Here is a 25,734-nt window from a genome sequence, read left to right as displayed (position 1 = left end):
CCTCTCCGTCTGAGCCGGACGCCCGGGGCGGGGTGGGGTGGCTCAGCCGCACCGTGGACGTGGGCCCGTAGGCCCCGCCCCGGGCGTCCGGCTCAGACGGAGAGGTGCGCCGCCGCGCGCCCGAGCCCTTCGGCCACGGAGGTGAAGGCATCCGCGGTGCGCACGCGCCCCTCGCCGAAGCGGCGCATGTAGAGCTGGCGCACCGCGGGAATCTGTGACGAGCCGCCGGTGAGGAACACCGCGTCGATGTCCTTCGCCTCCGCGTGCTTCTCCAGCAGGCCCGCGGTGCACGCGTCCAGCTCGTCCAGCAGCGGCTGGCTGAAGGTTTCGAACTCCTCGCGGGTGATGGGCTCGTGGAGGGTGATGCGGGCCTCCTCGAAGTCCACCGTGGCCGTGTCTTCCTGGGACAGGCGCACCTTGGCCGCTTCAATGGCGCGGAAGAGGCGGTAGCCCAGGTTGTCCATGACGAGGTCGTACAGGGCCTGGATTTCGGCCTTGCGGTCGCTCGTGTTGAGCATGGTCTCCAGCAGCTCCTGGGTCGACTTCTCCCGGATGAAGGACATCTCGTGCCAGGTGAGCAGCTTGGCCATGATGTGCTGGGGAATGGGCAGCCGCTTGTCGCTGAAACCGCGCACCTGGTAGGTGGAGCCCGCGCCGAAGCGGGGCAGCAGCTTGTGGCGCATGATTTCCGCGTCGAAGCGGTCACCACCGATGCGCACGCCCGTGGAGCCCACCACGTCCTGGCGGCGGTCCGGGTTGCCGCGGCGGCTGGGGCCCAGGCGCATCAGCGTGAGGTCGGTGGTGCCGGCGCCGAAGTCCGCCACCAGCACGAGCTCGTCGCGCGTGAGCTGCGCCTCATAGGCGAGCGCCGCGGCGATGGGCTCGATGAGGAACTGGACGTGCTGGAAGCCGGCGAGCTCCGCGGCGCGCAGCAGGCGCTGCTGGGCCAGGGCATCCGCCTCCGGGTCCGGCGTGAAGACGGCGGGCCGGCCGAGCACGACGGCTTCGGGCGCGCCACCCATGGAGCTCGCGGCGGCGTCCCGCACGCGGCGCAGCAGCACGGCCACCAGCTCCTCGATGGTGTAGGTGCGCCCCTTCACCTGGGTGGCGCGGAAGGAGTTGGAGTGGAGGAAGGACTTCACGGACTGGATGAAGCGTCCGGTGTTGTCCTCCAGGTAGCGCTGGATGGCGTCGGCGCCGGCGTAGATGTCCTGCTCGTCGTCCGGGAAGAAGAGGACGGAGCGGAAGAGACGGGCCTCCGAGGTATGGGGTTGCAGGGACAGCACCGTGCCGTCAGGCAGGGCCGCGGCGGTGTTGCTGGTTCCGAAATCGAGTCCGCACGCACGCATGGGGGGCGCCCCTTACCGTTAAACCCCATCCATGGGTAGCGCTTCGTGCACCAACCCGTGGGAGGAGGGCGGCCAGGAGGGCGGACGCCTGGATTGGATGCGGGTTGGCGCGAGGACGCCGCTCGCCATCTTTCCTCTGGGACGTGCATGGAGACGGGAGGCAGCCAATGAGATTTCGCGCGGGATGGTTGTTGGCAGGCGCCGCGGCGCTGACGCTGGGGACGGCGTGTGAAGAACGCGACCGGGGGACCCAAGGGCAGGCAAGCGGGCAGCCCACGGTGAACGACCAGGTGGCGCAGGCCCAGCAGCGCTCGGAGAACGCTTTTGACTCAGCTCGCAAGGCTCAGGAGCAGGCGAGCAGTCAGCAGAAAGAGGCCGCCGACGCCCAGCAGGATCTCCAGAACAAGCAGCGGGAGTACCAGGAGGCCCAGGCCAAGGCGCAGTCGGCCTCGCAGCAGGCCCAGCAGACCCAGCAGCGCGCCCAGCAGCAGACGCAGCAAGCCCAGCAGGAGGCGCAGCAGGCCCAGCAGGAGGCACAGCAGGCTCAGCGACAGCAGAGCGACGCGCTGGCGCAGCAGAACCAGCAGGCTCGTCAGCAGTCCGAGCAGCTTCGTCAGCAGACCCAGCAGCCAGTGGCCGCGGCGCCCGCGCCCCAGGCGCAGCAGCAGCAGCAGGGGGCCCAGGCTCAGCAGGGCTCGGAGCAGCAAATCGTCGGTGAGGTGCTGCGCGCAAATGATGACGAGCTGCTGCTCAGCTCACAGGGCGAGCCGCAGTTGCGCCTGCAGGTGTCACCGCAGACGCAGGTCATGGTGGACGGGCGCCAGGCCAGCGCTGGGGAAATCCAGGAGGGCAGTCAGGTCCGGGCCTCGTACCGGACCGACGAGCAGAGCGGAGAGCCCCAGGCGGTGCGCATCGAGGCGACCTCCCAGGTCCAGCCCACGGCGCCGGCCGCGCCGGAGAGCGGCCAGTCCACCCCGGGCTCCCAGCAGCCCACGCAGTAGGCGACAGGGACCGTCCGTCCTTCCCCCACGGTGAAGGGCGGACGCGCCATTCCGGCCTCGGGGTGTGCGAAGCGGCCGCGGCATCGTCGGTCAGACCGCACTCGCGCTTTGCCCAGTTGAGCCAGTGCGCATGTCGTGCTCTAGGCATTCGCATCATGCGCACGGAGAATTGGCTTCCCCTCATCGGTCTGTTGCTCGTCATCCCCTTCCACTCCGTGGAGGCCCGTCCCGTCCGCGCGGAAGCTCAGCTCTGGTACACGGTGTCGGCGCAGGGGGGCATCGGGGAACACCTCCTCTATTATCTGGAAGCCCAGCCGCGCTTCGGCAAGGACGACGCCCGCGCCGTCTTCCGCTCGGCGGGAGGTGTGCGGTTGGCCCAGGACATGTCGCTGTGGCTGGGGCAGGGCTGGTTTCCATCGTGGCGCTGGGAGGGCGACCCGGCCTTGCGTCAGGGCGAAAGCCGGCTCTTCCAGCAGTTCCTCTACACGCCGAAGTTCGGCCAGGTCCGGGGCACGCTCCGCGCCCGTCTGGAGCAGCGCTTCCTGCCCGGCACGACGGAGGTCTCCCACCGGGGCCGCGTCATGCTGCGCGGTGCGCACCCCGTGGCCGCGGAGGGGCGGCTGTCTTTGATTGTCTGGGATGAGGTCTTCTACCACCTCAGCTCGGTGGCGAATGGCCCCAGCGCCGGCTTCGACATGAACCGCGTGTTCGTGGGTGCGGGCTGGAAGTACGGGGACCACTCCACCGTGGAGGTGGGCTACCTCAACGTCTTCACGCGCAGGCCCTATGCGGAGACCGAGCAGCTCATCCATACGCTCTCCGTCGCCATGCCCTTCAATTACATGTAACGGAATGCGCGATGAATGATGAGACAGACTGTCCGGGCCCTGGGGGCCCGCAGGAGCCGTGAGGCGCGGCGGCTGACAGGGACTCAGGTCAACATGCGGCGCAAGCGCTTGGGAATCTCTTCCGTGCGCCACCGCTGGACCTCGCGGGCAATCTCCGCCGCGCGTTTCGTTCGCTCCTCCCGGACCAGGGGGAGCAGGGCCCGCGCGGACTTGCGCTCGCGCGGCGCCGACTCCGCGGCCAGCCGCTCGAACAGCTCCAGGCGCACGTCGGCGTCGTGCAGCTCTCCCAGGCCGTCCTGGAGCGGCACGAGCACCTCCAGCAGCGCGTCCAGGGTGCGGCGGAAGGCAGGCTGGAAGATTTCCAGCTCGTAGCGCAGCCGCTTCAGCTCCTTGCGCAGCTCGTGGGCGGACGCCGCGTCGGCCGCGTCCACGTACGTGTCGATTCGCTTCTGCACGCGCTTGAGGCGTTGGCGCAGCGCGCCCCGGACGCGGCGGCCGGCGAAGCGGTGCCCGTCATTGAGCCCGTCCAGCTTGCGCAAGAGCCGCGGCACCGTCCTGTCCACCCAGCGCTCCAGCTCCGCGTGCAGGCGCGTCTCGTGCGTCTCCAACTCGGACAGCCGCTTCTTGCGCAGGGTCTGGATGCCGGCGCGCACCTGGGGCTTCTTGCTCGCTTTCCGGGCCACGCTCTCCAGCCATGCGGCCTGGACGTGCACGTCCCGAACGCCCCCCAGCGCGTCCTGGATGCGCTTCACGTCGCGCTCCAGCTTCTTCATACCGCCCAGGGAGCGGAACACCTTGAGGGCGGCGCGAAGCCGCCGGGTGGCCACACGCATGTCATGGACAGATTCGTCATCCACGGCGTCCTGAAAGCCGGCCTCCGGTTTGCGAACGTCCGCGAGCCGGCCCGCGAGGATGCGGCGCGCGGCGTCTCCCAGGCGGCTGTCGGGCCCGAGCCCTCGGATGGGCGTGGGTTGGGCCATCTATTCCTCCGTGCGTGCGTGTTGGCGGAGCATCCGCTCGACACCCTCCGGCCCCTCCCAGCCCAGGATGCGCGCGTCCTTGTCCTCGAAGCGCACGGCGGCGAGGAAGAAGTGCTCCAACTCCTCTCGCTCGCGCTGTGGCACTTGCTGATAGTCCGTCAGGTGTCCGGCGCGGGACGGGGTGATGGGAACGGCGAGGATGCGGTCATTGCGCTCGCGTCCGCCGTCGCCCGTGTTCTGCTCCACCTGGAGCACGCCGAGCGCACGGCAGGGCAGCACCACGCCGGGAAAGCTCGCGTCGTCCCAGTACACCATCGCATCCAGTGGGTCCCCATCCGGCCCCTGGGTGGAGGGGATGAAGCCCCAGTCGAAGGGATAGCTCAGGCCCCTGGGAAGCGGCCGTGAGAGGCTGAAGGCCTTGAGCGCCGTGTCGTACTTGAGCTTCAGCGTGGAGCCTCGGGGAGACTCGACGATGACGTGAAAGGCGCCTTGTTTCCCTCGCAGGGGCAACCGGGTGAGGTCCGTCACCATAGACAGCAAAGGTTGCGCCTGCCGCGTGTTCCGGCAACCGTGGCTGGGCGGAATCTTCGCTTCTTCAACCTTCGTCCGTGGCTCGGCCTCAGGAGCTGCAGCTCACCGCCAGGTGCCGGCCCCAGGCGGGAGGCGCCGCTGCGTAGGACTCCGCGTCGGGGTGTTCGGCGAACGGGTCCGACAGCACGCCGAGCAGCCGGTCCACGAGCGAGAAGTCCCCGGCCTCCGCGCGGGAGATGGCCTCCTGCGCCACCCAGTTGCGCAGCACGTACTTCGGGTTCACCCGCGTCATGCGCGCGTGGCGCTCTGCGTCCATGCTGCCCTCGGCGGCCAGCCGCGCCCGGTAGCGCCCGGCCCAGGCATCGAAGCCCTCGGGGGCGGAGAACAAGTCACGTACTGGACGCGTGTCCGCGCCGTTCGCCGAGGCGAAGTGGCCCAGCGCGCGGAAGAAGCGCGTGTAGTCCACGTGGGCTTCGGCCATGCGGGCGAACAGGTCGCTCACCAGCTCGCGGTCCTCGTCGCGCGTCTCCCGCAGGCCCAGCTTCGCGCGCATCCGGTCCATGAAGTGCGCGTTGTAGGTGGGCTGGTAGGTGGCCAGCGCGGCGCGGGCCTCATCCTCCGAGATGAGCGTGAGCAGCGCTTCGCCCAGACACGCGAGATTCCACAGGCCGATGCGCGGCTGCTGGTCGAATGCGTAGCGGCCCCGGTCGTCGGAGTGATTGCAGATGAAGCCCGGCTCGAAGTCGTCCAGGAAGCCGAAGGGCCCGTAGTCCAGCGTGAGGCCCAGGATGGACATGTTGTCCGTGTTCATCACCCCGTGCGCGAAGCCCACCGCCTGCCACTGCGCAATCAGCCGCGCCGTGCGCTCCACCACCTCCGCGTAGAAGCGCGGGTAGCGGCCTTCCTGGCCCGCGAGGTGGGGGAAGTGCTCGGTGATGACGTGGTCGGCCAGCGTGGCCACGTGCTCGGTCTGCTCGGTGTAGTGGAAGAACTCGAAGGTGCCGAAGCGCACGTGCGAGGGCGCCATGCGCACCAGCATGGCGCCCGTCTCCACCGCCTCGCGGTACACCGGGGCCTGGCTGCCGAGGATGCCCAGGCCGCGCGTGGTGGGGATGCCCAGGCCGTGCATGGCCTCGCCGCACAGGTATTCGCGGATGGTGGAGCGCAGCACCGCGCGTCCGTCACCTCCGCGCGAGAAGGGCGTGGGCCCGCCGCCCTTGAGGTGCAAGTCCCACTTCGCCCCGGCGGCGTCGCGGACCTCGCCTAGCAGCAGGGCGCGGCCGTCGCCCAGCCGGGGCACGTACACGCCGAACTGGTGCCCCGCGTACACCATGGCGAAGGGCTCCATTCCCGGCAGGGGCTTCGCGCCTCCCATCGCCGCGACGAACTCCGGCCGCTGCGCCTCCTCGGGCGTCAGGTCCAGGAGCTTCAAGGCGGCGGGGTTGACGCTCACCAGCTTCGCGTCAGGAAAGGGACTGGGGTGGACGCGCGCGCCGAACCCAGCGGGCAGGCGGGCATAGGTGTTGTCGAAGCGGAGCTGTTCGAGCGTGGCCATGACGGGGAAGAACACATGGAAGCGCGGCGGCCATCCAGCCACCGCGCTTCGGGGAAGCTGCGTGGGACTACTTGAGCTGGGGGACCTTCATGCCGCGCTCCACGGCGGGCCGGCTGCCCACGCGGTGGAGCCACTGCACGATGTTGCTGGACCCCCGGAACAGCTCGGGGAAGTACGCGCGGGTGCTGGCCACCCAGGGATACAGCGCGATGTCCGCGATGGAGTAGCGACCCGCGACGTAATCCCCGGAGCCCAGCTTCCCGTCGAGCACGCCGACGAGCCGCCGGGACTCGGCGTGATAGCGCTCGATGCCGTAGGGGACCTTCTTGGGGGCGAAGCGGGCGAAGTGGTTGAGCTGGCCGAACATGGGGCCCACGCCGCCCATCTGGAACATCAGCCACTCCATCACTTCCGCCCGGCCGCGCGGGTTGGAGGGCAGCAACTGGCCCGTCTTCTCCGCCAGGTAGATGAGGATGGCGCCGGACTCGAAGACCTTGAGCGGACGGTGGTCCTGCGTCGCGTGGTCGACGATGGCTGGAATCTTGTTGTTGGGGTTGATGTCCAGGAACTCGGGCTTGAACTGCTCGCCTTTGGTGATGTCCACCACGTGCGTCTTGTACTGGAGGCCCAGCTCCTCCAGGGCGATGGATACCTTCTGCCCGTTGGGCGTCGCGAACGTGTAGAGGTCGATCATCCCTTGACTCCCGTGAGCTGCTCGCTCACCTGCCAGAGCCGCTCCGCGAGCGCGTCGTTCCGCGCGGCGGAGGACGGCTTCTTCGGACGGCATTTGTAGAAGTACTGCCCGGACACTGCCTCCACTTCGGGCGAGGACGCCAGATACACGGACGTCCGCGCTCCCTTCTCCGCCGAAATCATGAACGCCGCGCCCAGCTTGACGAGGTGGCGGAAGAAGCCCTGGGTGTTGTGACCGAAGCCCGTGCGCACTACGCCGGGGTGCAGGGCGTTGGTCGTCACCTGCGTACCCTCCAGCCGCTTCGCCAGCGCGCGGGTGAACAGGATGTTGGCCAGCTTCGACGTGCCGTACACGCGGAAGCCGATGAAGCCGCGCTCGCTCTGCAGGTCATCGAAGTCGAGCTTGCCCGCGGCGTGGGCATCGGACGAGACGTTGATGATGCGGGCCGGGCCGGTGGCCTTCATCACGTCCAGCAGCAGGTTCGTCAGGAGGAAGGGCGCGAAGTGATTGGTGGCCATGGTGGCCTCCAGCCCGTCCTCCGTCACCTGCCGCCGGTCGATGATGAGCCCCGCGTTGTTGAGCAGCACGTCCAGGCGCGGGTAGCGGGAGCGGAAGGTCTGCGCCAGCTCCCGCACGGACTTCAGGGAGGCGAGGTCGGCGCGGAGCCAGTCCACCTGGGCGCTGGGGGCGGCCTCCTTCACGGCGGCCACGGCCGCCTCGGTGCGGCCCGCGTCCCGGCCCACCAGCACCACCGTGGCGCCCATGCGCGCGAGCGCCTTGGCGGCCTCCAGGCCGATGCCGCCGGTGGCCCCGGTGATGAGGCACACCTTCCCATCCATGCGCGTCTGTGAAGTCAAAAAGGCGTCCTCCGTCGCGAAAGGACGCCTTCTATACGCTGGAGCCCGCCCGCGCGCTTGCTCTTGAGCAGGCGCGCGGGGGCCTTCCGGTGGTCAACGCTCCGTTCAGGCGTTGGAGGGGCTGGCGGTGGTGTCCTGGGGCCGGACGTCCCCCCCGCGGCGCGCCCCCGCGCGGGGCTCGCCGTGCAGGTGGCTCTCCAGGAACCACAGGTCCAGTTCGACCTCGCCCAGCGTCTGGGTGAGCAGGTCGGAGGTGACGGGGTCGTTCAGCTCGTCGGAGCGGTGGATGCCGTTGCGGATGCTGGCCCCGTAGCGGGCGAAGCGGTCCACCAGGGCCTTGAGGTGGTCGTCACCGTCCACGGCCTTCAGGTCATATTCGGGCAGCTCGCTGTTCTTGGCCGCCAGCCGGATGGTGCCCTCGGCGTAGCCGCCCAGGGTGCCCGCGCGCTCGGCGAACTCGTCGGCCTGCTTGCGGACGTGCTTGGCCAGGTCGTCGAACAGCTCGTGGCGGCTGTAGAAGTGCCGGCCGCGGATGTTCCAGTGCGCTTGTTTGATTTGCCAATGCAGGTCGATGGCGTCGGCCAGCAGGGTGTTGAGCGAATCGATGAGCTCCTCACGTGCGTCGGTGGGGAGATTCACATGGCTTGGAAAGTTCATGGTGCGCGGTTCCTCCAGAAGGTCATTCCAAGGTGGGGATTCCTGCCGGGAATGCCAGCCCGTGCGTGGCGCCTGGGGGGCAGGCGGGCGGGCTCACGGTCGGTATGATGGGCGGACCATGCTTGCTCTCGACCTCGTGGAACGGCTGCGCCAGGTATCTCCCAGCGCGGCGAATGCGCTGCTGACGGTGGCGGTGAAGAACATCATCCCGCTGTCCTCGGTGATGGGCGTCCGGGTGGAGGACGCATCGGATGCCCGGGCCCGGGTGTCCGTGCCGCTGAAGCGGCGCACGCGCAACCACGTGGGCAGCGTGTACCTGGGCGTGCAGGTGACGGTGATGGAGCTGACCATGGGCGTGTGGCTCTTCCGCCGCTTCCCGCCCGGCCGTTACCTGGCGCTGGTGAACGAACTCCAGGTGTCCTTCAAGGCGAAGGCGAAGGGCGGCGTGCGCGCCATCTGCGAGCCGTCTCCCGAGGTGTTCAACACCCTGGACGCGGCGCTCCGGCAGAAGGGGGACAAGGCCCAGGAGTGGATTCCCGTTCGCCTGGAGGACTTCGAGGGCACGCACATCGCGGATGCCCGCTTCCTGGCGGTGATGAAGAAGGCCTGAGGCGGCGTCGGGTTGCCCCCTTGCGCTGGGGCCAGGCGGCGACGGCACTGAAGTTCGGGACGGCCCCGTCAAAAGGGGCTGCTTCACTGTGGTGACCCGTCGAGGCAAGCTGTCCGCTGTGTCGCGGCGCGCTCAACCGTTTTTCATGCTCCTGGTGTCGGGGCTCCTGCACGTCGCGCTCTTCGTGGCGCTGTCGGGCAGCGAGCCCAACGACCGCAAGCGCCGCGTGGAACCACGTGCCGTCGAGATGGAGGTCGTCTACCAGGACGTGACGCCTCCCCCCGAGCCGCCAGCGCCGGAGCCCCGCCAGCCGCCTCCTGACGAAGCCCCCCCGCGCCTGCCTCCGAAGAAGGAGGACCCGCCTCGTCACGTGGAGCGTCCGCGCCCCACCACGACGGAGCCCCCCAACACGTCCGAGGAACCTCCGTCCGATGCCGCTCCAGCGGGCTCCAGCGAGCCACCGCCAGCCCTGGCGCAAGACGTCCCTCGCGACGTTCCTCACCCACAGCAGCGTCCCAACCTGGAGCCACAGGGCCTGCTGGGAGGCGGCCTGCTGGGCGGCGGCCCCCCTTCGACGGGACGGACGCTCCGCCCTGGCGAAGGCCCCGACCCGAAGGCGCTGGCGGCCCGGCAGGCCGAGGAGGCCCGGGTGCGTGTGGACGGCTGGGCCCAGGACGCCGCGGCCACGGCGCGCGCGTCGAGCGGCGCCACGCATCCCTACTTCGCGAAGTTGCGGGAAGGCTTCGCGAAGCAGTTGGTGAACCCGCCACCCCCGGACCTGAAGGTGTTGGGCTCACGAATGAAGCGCGAGCAGGTGGATGCCATTGCGCGCTTCGGAAAGACAGGCACGCCCATCGCCGCCGAGCCCCGGGACCACCGGTTGGAGCAGCGCAATCGCATGCAAGCGGCCGTCGAGGCCGGGCGCGCGGCCAACATGTACATGGTGGATGTCACCACGCCGGTGCTCGCGCTCGCGGCCATCGTCGAGGTCTGGCAGGCGCGCGACGGGAAGCTGCTCGACCTCAAGGTGATTGAAGGCTCCGGCGACCCGAAATTCGACTCCTGGGCCGTGTCCCAGCTCCGGGATGCGCTCGCCAGCGCGGAGGCGCCGAAGCCCGGAGGCGGCCTGGGCATTCGTGATGACGGCATGCGCAGCCGATGGCGGCTGGAGGAATACCTTGGGAATCCGCGCGTGCAGATTCACCTGATGGGCGTCTACTGACCGTGCCGATGTGGAGGTCTTCGCGGTCGTCACGACCCCGTGAAGACAGGGCGCTCGTCCTCCAGCAGGAAGTCGACGATGCTCTTCCACGTCGACTCGAACTGGGGCCTGCGGAAGCCGGAGCCGGAGATGAGCCAATCCACGTGCGGTGGTTGGTGCGCGGGCTGGTCGAAGTGGCCAATCGCATCCAGGTGGTCCGCGCGCACCGCGGCCAGCACCCGGCCATACACCTGCGAGCGCGTGGGGACGATGCCGTCACATGCCGTGGGTCCAGGCATCGCGCCATAGGCCTGCACCAGCGCCGCCGTCTGCGCGGGCGTGTGCAGCGGCAGCGCGGTGAGCGGCATCCGCTGCGTCTGCCCGTACGTCAGCGCGTAGATGGTGTGCGTGAGCTGCGCGTAGGGGTCCAGCCCCGCCGCCATGCGCGTGCGCAGCGACGGCGGGCGCGCCTGCGTCACCACCGAGCCATACCGCACGCCGGGCCGGTCCAGCGTGCTGGCGTTGAACAGGTCGATGCCCTCCGGCGTGAGCTGTGGAATCAGCGAGGTGTCGTTGCCCACGTCGCTGAGGAACTTCGACACCGCGTCACGGCGCTCCGAGGAGAAGTCCCCCAGGAGCTGGTCATAGAGCTGGTCCAGCAGCGTGGGCTTCCACCCGAGCTGGTCATCCGCCCGCGCCAGCAGGTGGCCGAAGCGGAACACCACGCGCAGGGGCAGCCTGCCGAAGCGCAGCACGTAGACGGTGAAGAGGGACAGCAGCTTGAGGATGCGCTGTCCGAACAGGCCCATGAAGAACGTGGCCAGCGGCGTGCCCGCGTGCGGCGTGGACACGGACGTCACGGTGCGCACGCGCCTGGCGAAGGGCTCCAGGTCCACGCCCTCCGCCACCTGCGCGCCGGGGCTGACGAACAGGCGCGAGTCCAACCCGCCCGTCGAGTGGCCGATGAGGTGGATGGGGCCGTCGTCTCCGGACGCCGTCTCCTGTACGGCCTTGAGCAGGTCCGCGGTGCGCGTGCGGATGGAGGCCGTGGGGTGGGAGAGGACGATGATGACCTCCGCCTCCACCTGCCTGCGGGCCAGCTCGTCCTTCAGATAGTCCAGGGCGTGGCCGAAGTAGATGAGCTCGCCCAGGTTGATGAAGCCGAAGAAACCGGGGACGAGGTAGACGCGATGCTTGCCTGGCATTGCCCGCACCATATCTGACGCGGCGCATGATACCCGTGGGGAATGCACCCTCCGCTCGGGGGTTGACGCGCGCCGGCCATCACGTTCAGAACCGGCAACCCCCACTCCCAGTCATGACAGAAGGACGCCCGCACGTGGATCGCAGACTGCTCGCACTCGGCCTGCTCCTGTCCCTCCCCGCCTCGGCGGACGAGGGAATGTGGACCTACGACGCCTTTCCCTCCGACACGGTGAACAATGCCTACGGCTTCACGCCCACGCAGGCGTGGCTGGACCACGTCCGGCTCGGCTCGGTGAGACTGGCCGGCGGCTGCTCCGCCAGCTTCGTGTCGCCAGAGGGCCTGGTGATGACCAATCACCACTGCATCCGCGGCTGCATCGAGGACCTGTCCTCGCCGAAGAAGGACCTGCTGGCCAAGGGCTTCTACGCGTCGAGCGCCGCGCAGGAGCTGCGCTGCCCGAAGGTGGAGGCCAACCAGCTGGTGGAGATGACGGACGTCACCGCGAAGATGAACGCGGCGACGAAGGGCCTCACCGGCGCGGCCTTCAACACCGCGTTGAAGAAGGAGACGGCCGCGGTGGAGGCCGCCTGCGCCACGTCCGGAGACGTGCGCTGTGACGTGGTGACGCTCTTCAACGGCGGCAAGTATCACCTGTACAAGTACCGTCGCTTCCAGGACGTGCGGCTCGTCTTCGCGCCCGAGTTCTCCATGGCCGCCTTTGGCGGTGACCCGGACAACTTCAACTTCCCGCGCTTCGGCTTCGACGCGGCCTTCCTGCGCGTGTGGCAGGACAATGCGCCCGCGAAGAGCCCGCACTTCCTGCCGTGGGCGAAGCAGGGCGCGAAGGAGGGTGACCTCGTCTTCGTCTCCGGCCACCCGGGTGGCACCGAGCGCAAGGCGACCGTCGCCGAGCTGGAGTTCCAGCGCGACGTCAACCTGCCGTACACGTTGCTCCAGCTCGCCGAGCTGCGGGGCATGCTGCGCGAGTACGCCGGGGGGTCGGCGGAGCGCTACCGCACCACGCGGTCCATGCTGCGCGGCGTGGAGAACGGGCTGAAGGCCCTGCGCGGGCGGCACCAGTCGCTGGCGGACCCGGCGCTGCTGGCCGGCAAGCGTCAGGATGAGGCGGCGCTGCGCCAGAAGGTGGACGCCAACGCGCAGGTGAAGGCCGCCACCGACGGCGCGTGGGACGAAATCACCCAGGCGTTGGATGCGTACCGCCGCATGCTGCCCGACTACCGCATGAAGGAGGCCGGGGACGCCTATCCCTCCGAGCTCTTCCGCATGGCCCGGCACCTGGTGCGCGTGGCCGAGGAGAAGGAGCGGCCCAACGCGGAGCGGCTGCGCGAGTACACCCAGTCCCAGCTCCCCACGCTGGAGCAGCAGCTCCTGCGCGACGCGCCGGTGACGCCCGAGCTGGACCAGGCGCTGCTGACGTTCGGCCTCACCCGCGTGCGCGAGACGCTGGGCGCGGATGACCCCTTCGTCCAATTGGTGCTCGGACGCGAGGCGCCCGCCGACCTGGCGCGCACCCTGGTGCGTGGCACGAAGCTGCGGGACGTGAAGGTGCGCGCCGCGCTGCTCAAGGGCGGCAAGGCGGCGGTGGAGGCCTCCAAGGACCCGATGATTCTCTTCGCGCGCAAGGTGGACGCGGAGGCCCGCGCGGCGCGCAAGCGCTACGAGGACACCGTGGAGGCGGTGCTCAAGCGCAACGGCGAGCGCATCGCCAAGGCGCACCTCGCGGTGTACGGCACCTCCGGTTATCCGGACGCCACCTTCACCCTCCGCCTCAACGCTGGGCAGGTGAAGGGCTGGGATGAGAATGGCCGCCCCGTGGCCGCGCTCACCACCTTTGGCGGCGCGTATGAGCGGCACACCGGCAAGGAGCCGTACAAGCTCCCGGACACCTGGCTGAAGGCGCGCGGCAAGGTGCCGCCCCAGACGCCGTTCGACGTGGCCACCACCAACGACATCATCGGCGGCAACTCCGGCTCGCCCCTGGTGGACCGCGACGGGCGCGTGGTGGGGCTCATCTTCGATGGGAACCTGCACTCGCTGGGGGGGCGCTATGCCTACGTCCCTGAGACGAACCGTGCGGTCGCCGTGCACGGAGAGGGCATCCTGGCGGGCCTGGAGCACGTCTACGGGGCCAGGCGCGTGGTAGACGAGCTGCGCACGGCCAGCGACGCCGCGGTCGTGCCCGCGAAGTAGTCGCGGTTCTCAAGACCTGAGAGGTCTTGTGGATTGGATTTGGGCTTTCTGAACGCCTTGGCCGCAGTGGCCAAGGCATGTCAGAGGGAGCAGGATAGAATCCGGTTCAAAGCTGAAAACCGGTTACTCATGGCTCCCTCCAAACCCAATGACATTCCCCTCGGCACGGTGCTGAGGGAGACCTATGAGATTGCAGGCGTCCTCGGCCGAGGTGGCATGGGGACCGTCTTCCTGGCCAACCACCTGCGGCTGCGCGGACGGCAGGTGGCCATCAAGGTGCTGCGCCACGACGCGGGCATGGGGGCCGAGGCCTTCGTGCGCTTCCGGCGCGAGGCGGAGATTGCCTCGAAGCTGGGGCATCCCAACATCGTCGAGGTGCTCGACTTCGACAGCCTCGAGGATGGCTCGCCCTACATGGTGATGGAGTGCCTGCGCGGCCTGCCGCTGTCGCGCAGGCTGCGCAAGGGCCCGATGACGCTGGAGGAGGTGTTCTCCTGCGCGCGCCAGATGGGCTCGGCGCTCCAGGCCGCGCACCGCGCGGGCATCGTCCACCGCGACCTCAAGCCGGGCAACGTGTTCCTCGTGCCCACCGAGGTGGGCGGCGTGATGATGGAGCACGTGAAGTTGCTCGACTTCGGCATCTCCAAGGTCATCGACTCGCAGAGCGTGCACACGCAGGGCGGCATCCTCCTGGGCACGCCGCAGTACATGGCGCCCGAGCAGGCCACCGGGAAGAACGGCGAGGTGGACCCGCGCACGGACATCTTCGCCTTCGGGTGCCTCGTCTACGAGATGCTGGCGCGCCGGCTTCCGTTCCGGGACAACGGCAACCTTCCGGAGCTCATCTACCGCATCGTCTATGATCCGCCGGAGCCCCTGGAGGCGCTGGTGCCGGACCTGCCGGACCACGTCATCGCGGCGGTGGAGAAGTCGTTGGAGAAGCGCCCGGAGGACCGCTTCCCGGACGTGGCCAGCTTCATCTTCGCGCTGACGGGGCGCGCGCTCCAGACGATGGGCGAGGTGCCAATGCTCACGCCGCTGACCACGCCGCGGCTCGCGGTGGAGCTGGCTCCGGAGTCGAAGCCGGAGACGGTGCCCGGCCGGCGCTCGGGACGCGGGACGGAGGATGAAGACGTCGACGAGAATCCTCCGGACGCGAACCCGCCCTTCCGGGAGTCGGAGACGGTCAGCCTGTCCGCGCCGGTGCCCGCGGTGGCTCCGTCCCACGACGCCGCGACCATCGCCGAGGCGATGCCCTTGCCGGAGATGGAGGCGCCCCCGCCTCGGCCCGTCGTGGCGCCCGCGGACGTCGTGCCCGCGCCCATCGCCCGTTCGCCCGTGGCGAGGCCGCCCTCGGCTGCGCCTCCAGGGCCGAGCGCCCGGAAGCCGACGCCTCGGGACGGCGCTGTGGCCGGGGCCCAGGTGCCAGACGGAGGCGTGTCGGCGTCTCGGGGGCCCGAGAAACCCCTCGCGCCTGCTCCGTTGCCGCGCGGCGCTGACGCTCCACCCGTACGTCCGCCAGCAGGGGGCGCGCAGGCGGGTGCCGCGTCACCGAAGGTGGTCCCCGCGCCCATCGCGCGGGCGCCCGTGGCAGGAGGCCCCTCCGCGCCGGTCGCTGCCCGGAATGGGCCGCCCTCGCCAGGCGCGGACGCGGTGGGGTCGACCGTGTTGCTGCGCTCGAAGGCGGGCGTGGCCCAGTCCGCCTCGCCAGGTGTGCTCGCCGCCCAGCCGAAGCGGAAGCTGACGCCGCTCACGGTGGCGATGATGGTGGCGCTCGTCGCCGCCGTGGCCTTCGCCGTGTGGCCACGGCCGGATCCACGCGCGGAGGCGTCCCGAAAGCACGCCGCGCCCGCTGCTGGCGCGGAGTAGCGTCCTCCTTACGTGGAGGCGTCAGGCGCGATGACCGAGAGGGCCTCGAGCTCCAGGCCGTGCCTCGCCCCTCGGGCGACCAGCCGAGCCTCCTGGCCAGCAGGATGGTCTCGCGGGCGTCACAGCCTGACAGGACCGTGGGGCCGTGCCCTGTCAGGACTCGGACCGAACCCGACCTGCTGAGTTCGAGGCCCGACACGCCCTGACAGGACGCAGCAGGGCGTTGGTGCGGCGCGTCAGGGAAGACGTATCCTGATGAGGACTGACACGCTGGTTCATGTCATGTCCAACACCGAGCGTATGCGGGCACAGGGAGGGCAAGGGGCCCTCGGGGGGAGCCTGTCATCGCCGGTGGACCCACCGTGTGCGGCCGCGTCCCCCCGGGGCGGACGGCCGTCCAGGGCCCGGTTCCAGCCGAGAGGGGGGCTCGGCTGGGACCGGGGGCCCTGTGTGATGTAGCATCGCTGACAGTGCCGGGGGGAAAGGGGAGATGCGCGATGGTGGTGGAGGCTCCAGAACCCGGGAAACTATCGGCGATTCTCTTCACGGGCATTGAAGGCCCTGATGGGCTCTCATGGCGTGACGAATCGCTCCAGAACGACATGCGGGATGAGCATGCGCTGCTCGTCCGTGAGTTGTTGCCGCGCCATGGAGGGCGCGAGGTGAAGCGGCTGGAGGATGGCTTCCTCCTGGAGTTCGAGGGAGGCCCCTCGGCGGTGGACTTCGGTCTGGAATTGCAGCGCGTCCTGGACGCCCGCAACGGAGACGTGTCCGCCGAGCGCCGGGTCATCTTGCGCGTGGGTGTCCACCTGGGGATGGTGGTCCACCGCGACGGGGACGTGTTTGGAGAAGGCGTCAACCTGGCCGCGCGCATCGAGGCGCTGGCACGCCCTGGCACGCTCTATGTCAGCGAGACGGTGGCGCGTCAGGTGGAAGGCCGCCTGGCTTCACCGCCGGTTCGCCTGGGCCGTGGTGAGATGAAGAACATCCGGTTGCCCGTGGCCGTCTACCGCATCGACCCGCCCGAGCACCGCCGCCGGATGCCGCTGCTGTCGCGCATGCGTTCCTTCTGGGGGCGCCGGAGCGCGGCGAACTGACGCGCACAAGCGCGGGCGGGCCTGGGCGAGCGGCGTTATAGAGGCCGCCCCATGCCCCAGCTCACACTCGTCGTCGGTTCGAAGAACTACTCATCCTGGTCCCTGCGGCCCTACCTCGCGCTGGCCCACACGGGACAGCCCTTCCAGGAGGTGGTGATTCCGCTGGCTGTTCCGGACACCGAGGACCGGATTGCCCGGTACTCCCCCAGCAAGCGCGTGCCGGTGCTCCAGCACGGCGACCTGACCATCTGGGACTCGCTGGCCATCTGTGAGTACCTGGCGGAGGCCTTCCCCCAGGCCCAGCTGTGGCCCCAGGACATGGCGGCTCGCGCGGTGGCCCGCGCCGTCACCGCGGAGATGCACTCCGGCTTCGGCGCGCTCCGGCAGCACATGAACATGAACCTGCGCGCGCGCAGCCCGGGCAAGGGCCGTGCGCCCGGTGTGGCGGAGGACATCGCCCGCGTCCAGGCCCTCTGGAATGACTGTCGCGGGCGCTTCGGCCAGGGAGGGCCCTTCCTCTTCGGCCGCTTCTCCATCGCGGACGCCTTCTACGCGCCCGTCGTCACCCGCTTCGTCACCTATGACGTGGCGCTGGACGCGGTGAGCGCGGCCTACCGCGACGCGGTGCTCGCGCTGCCCGCGCTCCAGAAGTGGACCGAGGAAGGGCGGAGCGAGCCCGGCATCCCGAAGTACGACTGAGCCCTCCTCCCAGCGCGCTACTTGCTCGCGGGGGCCGGCTTCACCTCTTCGACCCGGGTGGCGCCGTCCTTGTCCACCGCGAGCTTCAGGTGGGGCGTGCCCTTCGCATCATGCAGGACGATGCTCGCCACGCCCTCCTCCACGCCGATGACGATGCGCTCCTTCCAGTCGTGCCGGAAGGTGATGTTGGGCTTGCCCTGGATGAGCCCCATGCACATCGCCTCGTAGCCTTCCTCGCTGTCGAAGCAGAGGCCGTTGATGCCGATGCTGTCGAGCATCCCGAGCCCGCCGACCTCCTGCCCGGACGCATTCATGAACTGGATGCCGTAGGCCTTCACCGCGCGCTTGAGGCCCTTGGGGTCGGGCATGGGCGCCGCGATGCGGATGCGCGCCTGTCCGTGCTCGTCGACGATGTTCAGCTCACGCACGGACAGCGACGCGGCAGCGGGGGCGGTGTTCACGCTGGTGCACGCGCCGAGCAGGCCCAGGGCGGAGCAAGCCGCCCACATCGACAGCCGGGGGAGACGGGAAGGGGACATCACGAGCAGACCTTTCGGAGGACGTCGAGGAGAGGACGCCACCGTAGGGAACCCGCGCACCGCCAGGGCCATGGCGGTGCGGTCATTTCGTCACGCTTTGGTCATGGCCGTCAGCTCAGCGCGCCGTCGCGCACGCGCGCGAACAGCGCGTCGTAGCGGCCTTCCGCGTAGAGCTGCACCAGCTCCGGGTAGCGGCCCTGGCGCAGCTCGCGCAGGTACGCGTACTTCGTGGCGTGGTAGCCCGCCACCGCCCATGCCAGGCGGGAGGCCTCCGCGCCGCCGCGCCACAGCGCGCCCTTCAGCAGACAGTCGCGCGCCCAGGACGCCAGGCGCTGCACGCCCACGGGCTTGAGGCCGCGCTGCTCGGCATGGGCGCGCAGGGCCCACAGCAAGGCATAGCGGTCCTCCTTCTGCGCGCGGAACTCCACCGACGTGGCGAAGCGGTGCTCGATGAAGGCGCGGACGCGTCCGCCCGCCAGCTTCGGCAGGGCCTCATGGACAATCTGCTCCGGCCGCCACACGGCCTTGTCCCGGCGCACCAGCCGCGCCCGCCACTGCGTGCGGTAGCGGAAGCGGTGCGTCCCCAGCTCGGCCCAGTCGCGGCGGGGCAGCCGGTACACGGCCTCCGTGGGCGACGAGGTCTTCCAAGCGCGCAGTGTCTCCACCGCCTCGGGGCCCAGCAGCTCGTCCGAGTCGAGGAAGAAGACGTAGTCACAGGGCGCCAGGGCGTTCACCGCGGCCTCGCGCGCGGCGCCGTAGCCTCGCCATGCATGGGGCACGGAGCGCGCGCCCAGCGAACGCACCAGCTCCGCCGAGCCATCCGTGGCCCCGGAGTCCAGCGCCACCACGTCATCGCAGAGCGCCAGCAGCCCGTGCAGGCACGGCTCCAACGTGTCCCGGTTGTTCCGGTGGAGGACGTAGCCGCCCAGCTTCATAGACCCAGGGCCTTGAGCTGCGCGTCGAAGGCGTCAGCGGTGGTGAAGAGCCGGCCTTGAATTCCCACGGCCTCGGCGGCCTGGACGAACTCGGCCAGGTCGTCGAAGAAGACGGCCTCCTCCGGGGCGCAGCCCACGCCCGCCAGCGCGAGCCGGAAGATGTCCGGCTCCGGCTTCACGTGGCCCACCTCGCAGCTCATCACCACGCTGTCGAAGCGCTGGAGCACCGGCAGCAGCGGACGCAGGTAGGCGACGTGCAGCGCGTTGGTGTTGGACACCAGCCCCAGGTGCACCCGGCCCACCAGCGACTCGATGCGCGGCAGCACGGCATCATGCCGCGTGAAGTGGCTGCTCCACAGCGAGGCGAACTCCGCCATGGGCAGGTCCACGTCCAGCGCGCGGCAAACGTCCTGGCGGATGCCCTCCGCGCCCAGCACGCCCCGGTTGGCGTCCGTCCACCCCGCGCCCGTCAGCCGCCGGGCCACCTCCGCGGCCTCCAGGCCCGCGCGGGCGCCCAGCCGGGAGAAGAGCAGGGTGTTGTCGTGGAAGACGAGGACGTTGCCCAGGTCCAGCAGCACTGCCTTCACCTGCGCCATGCATGCTCCTTCAGATGCGATAAGCGCGGGCCACGTCCTGCATCTGCTCGGACACATCCTGGAGCAGCTTCGCCGCCCGGGTGGTGGCCGACAGGCTCTCCTGGGTGTCGTTCATCATGGAGGACAGGTCCGTGACCGCGCTGAAAATCTGGGCGATGCCCGCGTTCTGCTGGCTCACCGCGCCGGCAATCTGCCGCACCGCGGTGGCGTTGTCCTGGATGATGGCGGCCAGCTCCTTCAGCCGCTCTCCGGTGCCGCGCACCTGCTCCAGGCCGTTCTCCATATGCGTGTAGCCCTGCTCCGTCATCTTCGCGGTGGAGAGGATGGCGCTGCTCAAATCGCCCAGGATTTCGCGCACCCGGTCCGTGGCCTGGATGGACTGGTCCGCCAGGCTGCGAATCTCGCGCGCCACCACGCCAAAGCCCTTGCCGTGCTCGCCGGAGCGGACGGACTCGATGGCGGCGTTGAGCGCCAGCATGTTGGACTGGTCCGCCAGGTCCTTCACTGTCTGGGTGATTCCGCCAATCTGCTGCGTGCGCTCGTTGAGCTGGGCGATGCGCTCCGTCATCTGCTCGGCCTGGGACAGGATTTCAGAGAAGCCGCCCAGGCTGTCCCGGATGGCCCCTTCGCCCGCGCGCCCCACCTCTTCGGCCACGGAGGCGCGATTGAGCACGTCCTCCGCCTTCTCCGAGGCCAGCATCGACGTCTGCTTGATTTCCTGCGCCGTCACCTGCGTCTGCTGGAGGGCCGCGGCCTGACGGGCCACGTTGCGCTCCTGCTGCGTCGACGCCGTCTGCAGCTCCGCCACCGTCTCACTGAGCACGCGCGTGCCGGTGTGCAGGCTCTGCGCCGTCTCCCGCAACTGGAACACCAGCAGGCCGAAGGCGCCAGCCAGCTCGCCCACCTCGTCGTTGCCGGCCTTCACGTCCAGCGTCTGCGTGAGGTCGCCCTCGCTCACCAGCCGCGTCACCGCCGCGCGCAGGGCCAGCACGGGACCGGAGATGCGGTGCGACAGCAGCCACGCGCCCACGACGGCCAGCACGATGAAGCACACCGCCATCAGCAGCGCCACCCGGTTCACGCGCACCACCGGGGCGTAGGCCTCCGCCGGGTCCACGCGCGCCACGAAGTGCCAGCCGTCTGCCACGTCGCGCACGTCCGTGCCGTTGACGGCCGTGACGGCCAGCAGCGTGTCGTTCCCCTGGGCGTTCGCGCCGCGCGAGTCGTACAGCAGCGTGCCGTCCGGCCGCTGGAGGGTGATCGCGAAGCTCTTCAGGGCGCGCTGATGGGCACGGGCCAGCGCCGGCTGCACCAGCTGGTCCACGTGCGCCCAGTCGAAGGCGGCCAGCAGCACGCCCATCCGGTGCTTGGAGATGGGGTCCAGCACCGGGAAGGCCAGCGACAGCACGTGGCCGGTGAAGATGGGGTGCTCCTCGGTGATGCCCTCGCTGCTGGTGCGCCCCTGCTGGGCCTCCGTGAACCAGGGGCTGCGCCGCACCTCGTCCTGCCGGCGCAGGTATTCGTCGCGCAGGGCAGGGGTGTTGGCGGAGATGGCGCGGCCGGTGTCGTCGAAGATGACGATGCCGTTGAGGGTGAGGTAGCGGCTCTGGAGCACGCCGAGCATGGCGTCGGCGGGCGACACGTCACCTCGCAGCGCGGCACGGACCGCGGGGTCCTCGGCCCAGCCGCGGGCGCTCGCCTCCCGTTCGGCCAGCGTCGACTCCAGCAGGTCCTTCACGCCTTCGGCCTCGCTCAGCAGCGATGCGTGAATCTGCTCTTCCATCACCTGCCGCGCGCTGCGGGCATGGAGCCAGGTCAGCGTCAGCAGCGGGACGACCGACAGCAGCGTCGCGTAGAGCGTGAGGCGTCCACGAAGGGACTTGGTTCCAGGAAGAGAAAGGGCCATGTGGCGCGGCGGGCAGCGTGCGGGGGCCTCCCAGAAAGGTCGGCCCTCGTCCTATACCAGAGCCCCGCGTCTCCAGGGCACCCCCGCGCCTGCCTGCTCAGATGACAGGCACCCGGTTGGGCAGCTCCTTCGCCGGGACGTTGGAGTAGTCCGAGTCCACGTCCAGGAGGACGCGCTGCCGGACCCGGGCGCTCAGCAAGCGGCGAATCCTCCCCAGGAATCCCGGCGGCGCGGCGATGACCAGCTTGTCGAAGTCGTGCCGGTCATGTGCCTTGTCCAGGAACACGGACAGCTCGCGGGCGAAGCGGTCGTGCTCCAGCTCCCTTCGTCCATTGGGCTCGTTCTCCGCCGGCGGGCCGTGCAGGGTGCCGGCATTGGGGTTGTCCGCCTGCTCAATCAGCTCTGCCTGACGGGCCCGACTCTCGTCGTGGTGGAACTCCTCCACCAGCCGCCAGTCCTCTTCCGCCTTCGCGTCCGTCGCGAAGAGGCGGGCCCGGCTTGCGTTCCCCACCAGAATCCAGAGCGTCCCATTCGCCATGTCGTGCGTCTCCTTGCGCTATAGAGTGGGAGATGCGGACCCCTCCGGGCCAAGGCAAGCTTCCCCAGACGAGCCGCACGCACGCCGAGCGCAGGGCAGGCAGCCAGGCCGCGCGTCGTTGACGGGTTTTGCGGGGACTGGGGGCGCCCCGGGCGCCGCATTCCGTTGCGCGGAGCGTCGCGATACAAGAGGGAGCCATGCGTATTTCCGTTGCTCCCGTCACTGCCCTGCTGGCGCTCGCGCTGCTGGCTGCTCCCTCGTGGGCTCAGGAACAGGGTGGGCTGGGCCTGGACCTCACCTCGGACGCCCCCGCCGAACAGCAGGGAATGGACATGGGGTTGGACCTGCGTCCCAGCAATCCCAACGCGGACCTCCTGCCTCGCTTCGCGTTGGTGGGGCTGTACGCGACGGAGCGCGCGGGGGCGCAGCAGGCGTCGAGTTGGTTGGAGGCCCTGGCGAGCGGGGCGCTGTCCTCCGCCATGGTGGCGCAGGCGTCGGACCTGGTGGAGACGCGTGAGCGGCTGGCGGAGGGCCACGACGCGGCGGTGCGCTGCGCGGAGGCCGCGTGCTTCGCCGAGCCCGCGGAGTTGCTGGACGCGGACCTGCTGACCACCGCGCGTCTGTCTTTGGAGGATGCGGGCTGGACGCTGCGGACGTGGACCTACGACAGGGACCTCCGCGTGGTGCACGAGGACTTCGTGACGGGGCGCAACCCGCGCGACGAGGACTTCGTGAACGAAGCCGCCGCGATGCTGTCCAAGCGCCTGGCGGCGTTGGCCCGGCCGCGCGCGATGCTGACGGTGAACGTCAACGTGCCGCAGTCGGTGGTGAAGGTGGGCGAGCGCATCGTGGGCGTGGGCAGCGTGGAGGTGCGCCAGGCGCCCGGCGCGGTGGTGGTGGAGGTGTCCGCGGACGAGTACGGCACCCAGACGCGCACCCTGGACCTCATGCCCGGCGCGCGCGAGACCGTGGACGTCATGCTGGAGATTTCCGGTCCGGCGCCGGATGGACCTCCCGATGATTCCGTGGTCGGCGTGGCGTCTTCCCAGAAGGCGCCTCGCAAGTCCCTCTTCAAGCGGCCCGCGCTCTACACCGCGCTGGTGGGACTGGCCGCGGTGGGGGCGGGTGTGGTGATGGGCATGGCCGCCAAGGACGTGGAGAAGCGCGGGGGTGACGCGGATGGGGACGGCATGTTCGACGTCACTCGCAAGGAGCGGCTGGACGCGCAGTCCCAGGCCAATCTGGCCACGGCGCTGCTGGTGGGCGGAGGCGCGGTGACGGCGGGCAGCGTGGCGTGGCTGGTGCTGGTGCCCGCGCGCAGCGCGCCCGCATCGACGTCCGTGGCGCCCGGAAGCGGCGGTGGCGCCTCCTCGTCCCTGCACATCATGGTCGGCGGGAGTTTCTAGAGCCTATGAAGACCTTCGAATCCCGGCTGCGCGTGTGGTGTGGCCTGTTGCTCGTCGCGGGCGCGGTGGGCTGTACGGTGAATTTCCCGGACGACGTGCCCTACACGTGCACGGAGACCGCCGACTGCGGCGGTGACGGCTACGTCTGCACGTCCCTGCCGGACAACGGGCCGCGGTACTGCTGCCTGCCGGACCCCGCGGAAGTCTGCAACGGGCTGGATGACGACTGCGACGGCTTGGTCGATAACCTGGAGACCGCCTGCTATACGGGGCCGGAAGGCACACGCGACGTGGGTCTCTGTCACGCCGGTGAGTCCATCTGCACCCGGGAGATGAGCATCGCATGTGTGGGGCAGGTGCTGCCCGGCACTGAAATCTGCAATGGCCTGGATGATGACTGCGACGGGACAGCGGACGAGGACTTCGACCTGAAGACGGACCCGGGCCACTGCGGCGCCTGCAACAACGATTGTTCCTTCCTCCAGGACTGCGTGAATGGCGAGTGTGTGCGCCGTCAGGAGCGGGACTGCGCCAACAGTCAGGACGACGACGGGGACGGCTTCACGGATTGCCAGGACCGCGCGGACTGCGACGGCCAGTCGTGTGGTCCGGAGTGCGTGTGCGAGGGAGGCTCGAAGACGGAGGCGAGCTGCACCAACGGCGAGGATGATGACGGGGATGGCTTGGTGGACTGCGCGGACCGCGCGGACTGCCCCACGGAAACGCAGTGCGGGCCCCTCAGGTCGGATGGCGAAAACAATTATCCGCGCTGCCAGGCGAACGGAGTCTGTCTGTGATGAAATCGGCTCCCGTGCGTCAATGTCCGCCATCCCGCACTCACCGAGGGTGGGTGGCGTCCCTGGGAAGACAGAGTGCAGATCCAGGGTTGCTGTTTGCCTCGGACATGGAAATTTCTTCTCATCATGGGCTCCGATGACGCCTTCATGCAGACCCTGCAGTCCAGTGCCGAGGCCCCCGTGAGTGACGCGGAGCCCCGAGCCAGTGACGAGCTCCAGGAGGGCTCCACGCTGGGGAACTACCAGCTGGAGCAGCTCCTGGGCGAAGGGTCCATGGGCCGGGTGTTCCAGGCGCGGCACACGCGGCTGGGGCGCCAGGTGGCGCTCAAGGTCCTGCGGCCGGAGCACGCGCGGGACGGCGGCTTCGTGCGGCGCTTCTTCCAGGAGGCTCGCACCGTCAATCAAATCAACCACGAGCACATCGTGGAGATTTTCGACTTCGTCGACGAGAGCGCGACGGGCGGGCACGTCTACTGCGTGATGGAGCTGCTGCGCGGACAGAGCCTGAGCTCGCTGGCGCAGGCGGAGCCGCTGACGCTGGCGCGCATCCAGCGCTTCGTGGTGCAGGTGTGCGCGGCGCTCGGCGCGGCCCATCAGGTGGGCGTGGTGCACCGGGACGTGAAGCCGGACAACCTCTTTGTCATCCACCGCGCGGGCCAGCCAGACTTCGTGAAGGTGTTGGACTTCGGTGTGGCGAAGCTGCTCACCGCCGAGGGGGGCACCACCGGGACGGTGGACGGAACCATCATCGGGACGCCCGCGTACATGGCGCCGGAGCAGGCCGCGGGCCTTCCGGTGGATGCGCGCTCCGACATCTACGCGGTGGGCAACATCCTCTACGAGCTCATCTCCGGCAAGCCGCCCTTCCAGGCGCCGGCCTTCGGCCATCTGGTGGTGCAGATCATCACCCAGCCGCCGCCGCCGTTGCCCTCGCACCTGCCGTCCGGCGAGCCCGTGCCGCCGCAGCTGGCGGAGCTGGTGATGCGCTGCCTGTCGAAGGAGCCCGAGGCCCGGCCGCAGAGCCTGGCGGAGGTGACGACGGCGCTCCTCCTGTTGCCCGCGTCCGCCCAGGCGCTGACGCCCGCGCCCGCCGAGCTGGCGCTGGAGGCCTCCGAGCGGCCCACGCACAAGGTGCGGGTGGCGGTGACGGGGCGCTGGCACCGCCGGGCGGTGGTGTCGGTGGGGACGGCGGCGTTGGTGGTGGTGGCCGCGGTGGTCACCTGGTCCGGCATGCAGCCGGAGCCCGCCCCCGCCGAGGCCCCAGTGGCTCAGGTGGCCGAAGTCGTGGGCCGGCCCGCCGCCGCGCCCCAGCTGCTTCCGCCCGTCACGCTCACGGTGCGCTCCTTCCCGGAGGGCGCGCAGGTGCTGCGCCTGGACACGGGCGAGCTGCTGGGCGTGACGCCGCTGGTGAAGCAGGTGTCCGGTGAGTCCGCGCCGCTGCGCCTGCGCGTGGAGCTGGCCGGCTATGCCCCGCTGGAGCGGATGGTGGACCTGGACAAGCACGCCGAGCTGGAGGTGCCGCTGGTGAAGGCGCTGCCTTCGCCCCGGCAGAAGCCCGCGGCCGGGACGCAGCGCGACACAGGCAAGAAGAGCCGCGAGCGCCCTGTCGCGCACTAGGTGTCGCGGTGGCCCCGCCCTGGGAGGCGGGGCC

General features: G+C 69.8%; 24 protein-coding genes. 11 read left to right on the top strand and 13 right to left on the bottom strand.

The features are described from left to right. Positions 1 to 92: 92 nt before the first annotated feature. Complete coding sequence (locus tag FMP39_RS26525; protein WP_141592954.1) at positions 93 to 1,349, bottom strand: Hsp70 family protein; 1,257 nt, start codon at positions 1,347 to 1,349, stop codon at positions 93 to 95. 167 nt (positions 1,350 to 1,516) lie between these two features. Between FMP39_RS26525 and FMP39_RS26520 the strand changes: the two genes are divergently transcribed. After that, entirely contained in the window at positions 1,517 to 2,350 is an 834-nt protein-coding gene (locus FMP39_RS26520) for a hypothetical protein (protein WP_141592953.1), read from the top strand. 155 nt (positions 2,351 to 2,505) lie between these two features. Next, positions 2,506 to 3,198: a DUF2490 domain-containing protein gene (locus FMP39_RS26515; RefSeq protein WP_141592952.1), complete on the top strand. Its 693-nt coding sequence runs from the start codon at positions 2,506 to 2,508 to the stop codon at positions 3,196 to 3,198. A gap of 83 nt (positions 3,199 to 3,281) precedes the next feature. Here the strand turns inward: FMP39_RS26515 and FMP39_RS26510 are convergent, their stop codons facing one another. The 6 genes from FMP39_RS26510 to dps form a co-directional block, all read right to left on the bottom strand. Then, positions 3,282 to 4,178, bottom strand: a complete 897-nt coding sequence (locus FMP39_RS26510) for a CHAD domain-containing protein (RefSeq protein WP_141592951.1) — start codon at positions 4,176 to 4,178, stop codon at positions 3,282 to 3,284. Then, entirely contained in the window at positions 4,179 to 4,709 is a 531-nt protein-coding gene (locus FMP39_RS26505; RefSeq protein ID WP_141592950.1) for an inorganic diphosphatase, read from the bottom strand. It lies immediately after the preceding gene. An 88-nt stretch (positions 4,710 to 4,797) separates the two neighbouring features. After that, the gene (locus FMP39_RS26500; protein WP_141592949.1) at positions 4,798 to 6,264 is read right to left on the bottom strand and encodes a YdiU family protein; all 1,467 of its coding nucleotides are present in this window, start codon (positions 6,262 to 6,264) and stop codon (positions 4,798 to 4,800) included. A gap of 67 nt (positions 6,265 to 6,331) precedes the next feature. Continuing rightward, positions 6,332 to 6,958 carry a glutathione S-transferase N-terminal domain-containing protein gene (locus FMP39_RS26495; RefSeq protein WP_141592948.1) on the bottom strand — a complete coding sequence of 209 codons (627 nt, stop codon included), beginning with the start codon at positions 6,956 to 6,958 and terminating at the stop codon, positions 6,332 to 6,334. Further along, positions 6,955 to 7,797, bottom strand: a complete 843-nt coding sequence (locus FMP39_RS26490; protein ID WP_011550986.1) for an SDR family oxidoreductase — start codon at positions 7,795 to 7,797, stop codon at positions 6,955 to 6,957. The genes FMP39_RS26495 and FMP39_RS26490 overlap by 4 nt, the downstream gene beginning before the upstream one ends. Before the next feature lie 123 nt (positions 7,798 to 7,920). Next, the gene (gene dps / locus FMP39_RS26485) at positions 7,921 to 8,472 is read right to left on the bottom strand and encodes a DNA starvation/stationary phase protection protein Dps (RefSeq protein WP_090485546.1); all 552 of its coding nucleotides are present in this window, start codon (positions 8,470 to 8,472) and stop codon (positions 7,921 to 7,923) included. Between the two features lie 118 nt (positions 8,473 to 8,590). On the opposite strand from dps, the gene FMP39_RS26480 reads away from it, so the two are divergent. Then, on the top strand, positions 8,591 to 9,082 hold the full coding sequence (locus FMP39_RS26480; protein WP_228558357.1) for a DUF4442 domain-containing protein: 492 nt from the start codon (positions 8,591 to 8,593) through the stop codon (positions 9,080 to 9,082). Positions 9,083 to 9,170: 88 nt separating this feature from the next. After that, a complete protein-coding gene (locus FMP39_RS26475; protein WP_141592946.1) occupies positions 9,171 to 10,304 on the top strand; it encodes a ferrichrome ABC transporter substrate-binding protein in 1,134 nt (377 codons plus the stop codon). A gap of 29 nt (positions 10,305 to 10,333) precedes the next feature. On the opposite strand, the gene FMP39_RS26470 is transcribed toward FMP39_RS26475, so the two are convergent. Further along, positions 10,334 to 11,488 (bottom strand): triacylglycerol lipase, encoded by a 1,155-nt coding sequence (locus FMP39_RS26470; RefSeq protein ID WP_171445062.1) that lies wholly within the window; start codon positions 11,486 to 11,488, stop codon positions 10,334 to 10,336. 134 nt (positions 11,489 to 11,622) lie between these two features. On the opposite strand from FMP39_RS26470, the gene FMP39_RS26465 reads away from it, so the two are divergent. From FMP39_RS26465 to FMP39_RS26450, 4 genes are all read left to right on the top strand, one after another. Next, on the top strand, positions 11,623 to 13,701 hold the full coding sequence (locus FMP39_RS26465; protein WP_141592944.1) for a S46 family peptidase: 2,079 nt from the start codon (positions 11,623 to 11,625) through the stop codon (positions 13,699 to 13,701). A gap of 129 nt (positions 13,702 to 13,830) precedes the next feature. Continuing rightward, positions 13,831 to 15,570, top strand: coding sequence for a serine/threonine-protein kinase (locus FMP39_RS26460; RefSeq protein ID WP_141592943.1), 1,740 nt, complete (start codon positions 13,831 to 13,833; stop codon positions 15,568 to 15,570). Between the two features lie 497 nt (positions 15,571 to 16,067). Continuing rightward, positions 16,068 to 16,667: an adenylate/guanylate cyclase domain-containing protein gene (locus FMP39_RS26455; RefSeq protein WP_011550994.1), complete on the top strand. Its 600-nt coding sequence runs from the start codon at positions 16,068 to 16,070 to the stop codon at positions 16,665 to 16,667. A gap of 51 nt (positions 16,668 to 16,718) precedes the next feature. Further along, complete coding sequence (locus FMP39_RS26450; protein ID WP_141592942.1) at positions 16,719 to 17,366, top strand: glutathione S-transferase family protein; 648 nt, start codon at positions 16,719 to 16,721, stop codon at positions 17,364 to 17,366. A gap of 17 nt (positions 17,367 to 17,383) precedes the next feature. On the opposite strand, the gene FMP39_RS26445 is transcribed toward FMP39_RS26450, so the two are convergent. The 5 genes from FMP39_RS26445 to FMP39_RS26425 form a co-directional block, all read right to left on the bottom strand. Then, positions 17,384 to 17,977, bottom strand: a complete 594-nt coding sequence (locus FMP39_RS26445) for a hypothetical protein (protein ID WP_141592941.1) — start codon at positions 17,975 to 17,977, stop codon at positions 17,384 to 17,386. Between the two features lie 38 nt (positions 17,978 to 18,015). Further along, complete coding sequence (locus FMP39_RS26440) at positions 18,016 to 18,840, bottom strand: glycosyltransferase family 2 protein (RefSeq protein ID WP_141592940.1); 825 nt, start codon at positions 18,838 to 18,840, stop codon at positions 18,016 to 18,018. Further along, a complete protein-coding gene (locus tag FMP39_RS26435) occupies positions 18,837 to 19,436 on the bottom strand; it encodes an HAD family phosphatase (RefSeq protein ID WP_141592939.1) in 600 nt (199 codons plus the stop codon). The genes FMP39_RS26440 and FMP39_RS26435 overlap by 4 nt, the downstream gene beginning before the upstream one ends. A 10-nt stretch (positions 19,437 to 19,446) precedes the next feature. Next, positions 19,447 to 21,342, bottom strand: coding sequence for a methyl-accepting chemotaxis protein (locus FMP39_RS26430; protein WP_141592938.1), 1,896 nt, complete (start codon positions 21,340 to 21,342; stop codon positions 19,447 to 19,449). A gap of 97 nt (positions 21,343 to 21,439) precedes the next feature. Beyond that, positions 21,440 to 21,880: a host attachment protein gene (locus FMP39_RS26425; RefSeq protein ID WP_140860638.1), complete on the bottom strand. Its 441-nt coding sequence runs from the start codon at positions 21,878 to 21,880 to the stop codon at positions 21,440 to 21,442. 128 nt (positions 21,881 to 22,008) lie between these two features. On the opposite strand from FMP39_RS26425, the gene FMP39_RS26420 reads away from it, so the two are divergent. From FMP39_RS26420 to FMP39_RS26410, 3 genes are all read left to right on the top strand, one after another. After that, a complete protein-coding gene (locus tag FMP39_RS26420) occupies positions 22,009 to 23,286 on the top strand; it encodes a hypothetical protein (protein WP_141592937.1) in 1,278 nt (425 codons plus the stop codon). A gap of 5 nt (positions 23,287 to 23,291) precedes the next feature. Further along, the gene (locus FMP39_RS26415) at positions 23,292 to 24,083 is read left to right on the top strand and encodes a MopE-related protein (protein ID WP_141592936.1); all 792 of its coding nucleotides are present in this window, start codon (positions 23,292 to 23,294) and stop codon (positions 24,081 to 24,083) included. 126 nt (positions 24,084 to 24,209) lie between these two features. Beyond that, positions 24,210 to 25,700: a serine/threonine-protein kinase gene (locus tag FMP39_RS26410; RefSeq protein ID WP_141592935.1), complete on the top strand. Its 1,491-nt coding sequence runs from the start codon at positions 24,210 to 24,212 to the stop codon at positions 25,698 to 25,700. The last annotated feature ends 34 nt before the right edge of the window (positions 25,701 to 25,734 follow it).

The sequence above is a fragment of the Myxococcus sp. AB056 genome, from assembly GCF_006547365.1.
Classification (GTDB): Bacteria; Myxococcota; Myxococcia; order Myxococcales; family Myxococcaceae; genus Myxococcus; species Myxococcus virescens.
This window is presented reverse-complemented; position numbering and strand designations above follow the sequence as displayed.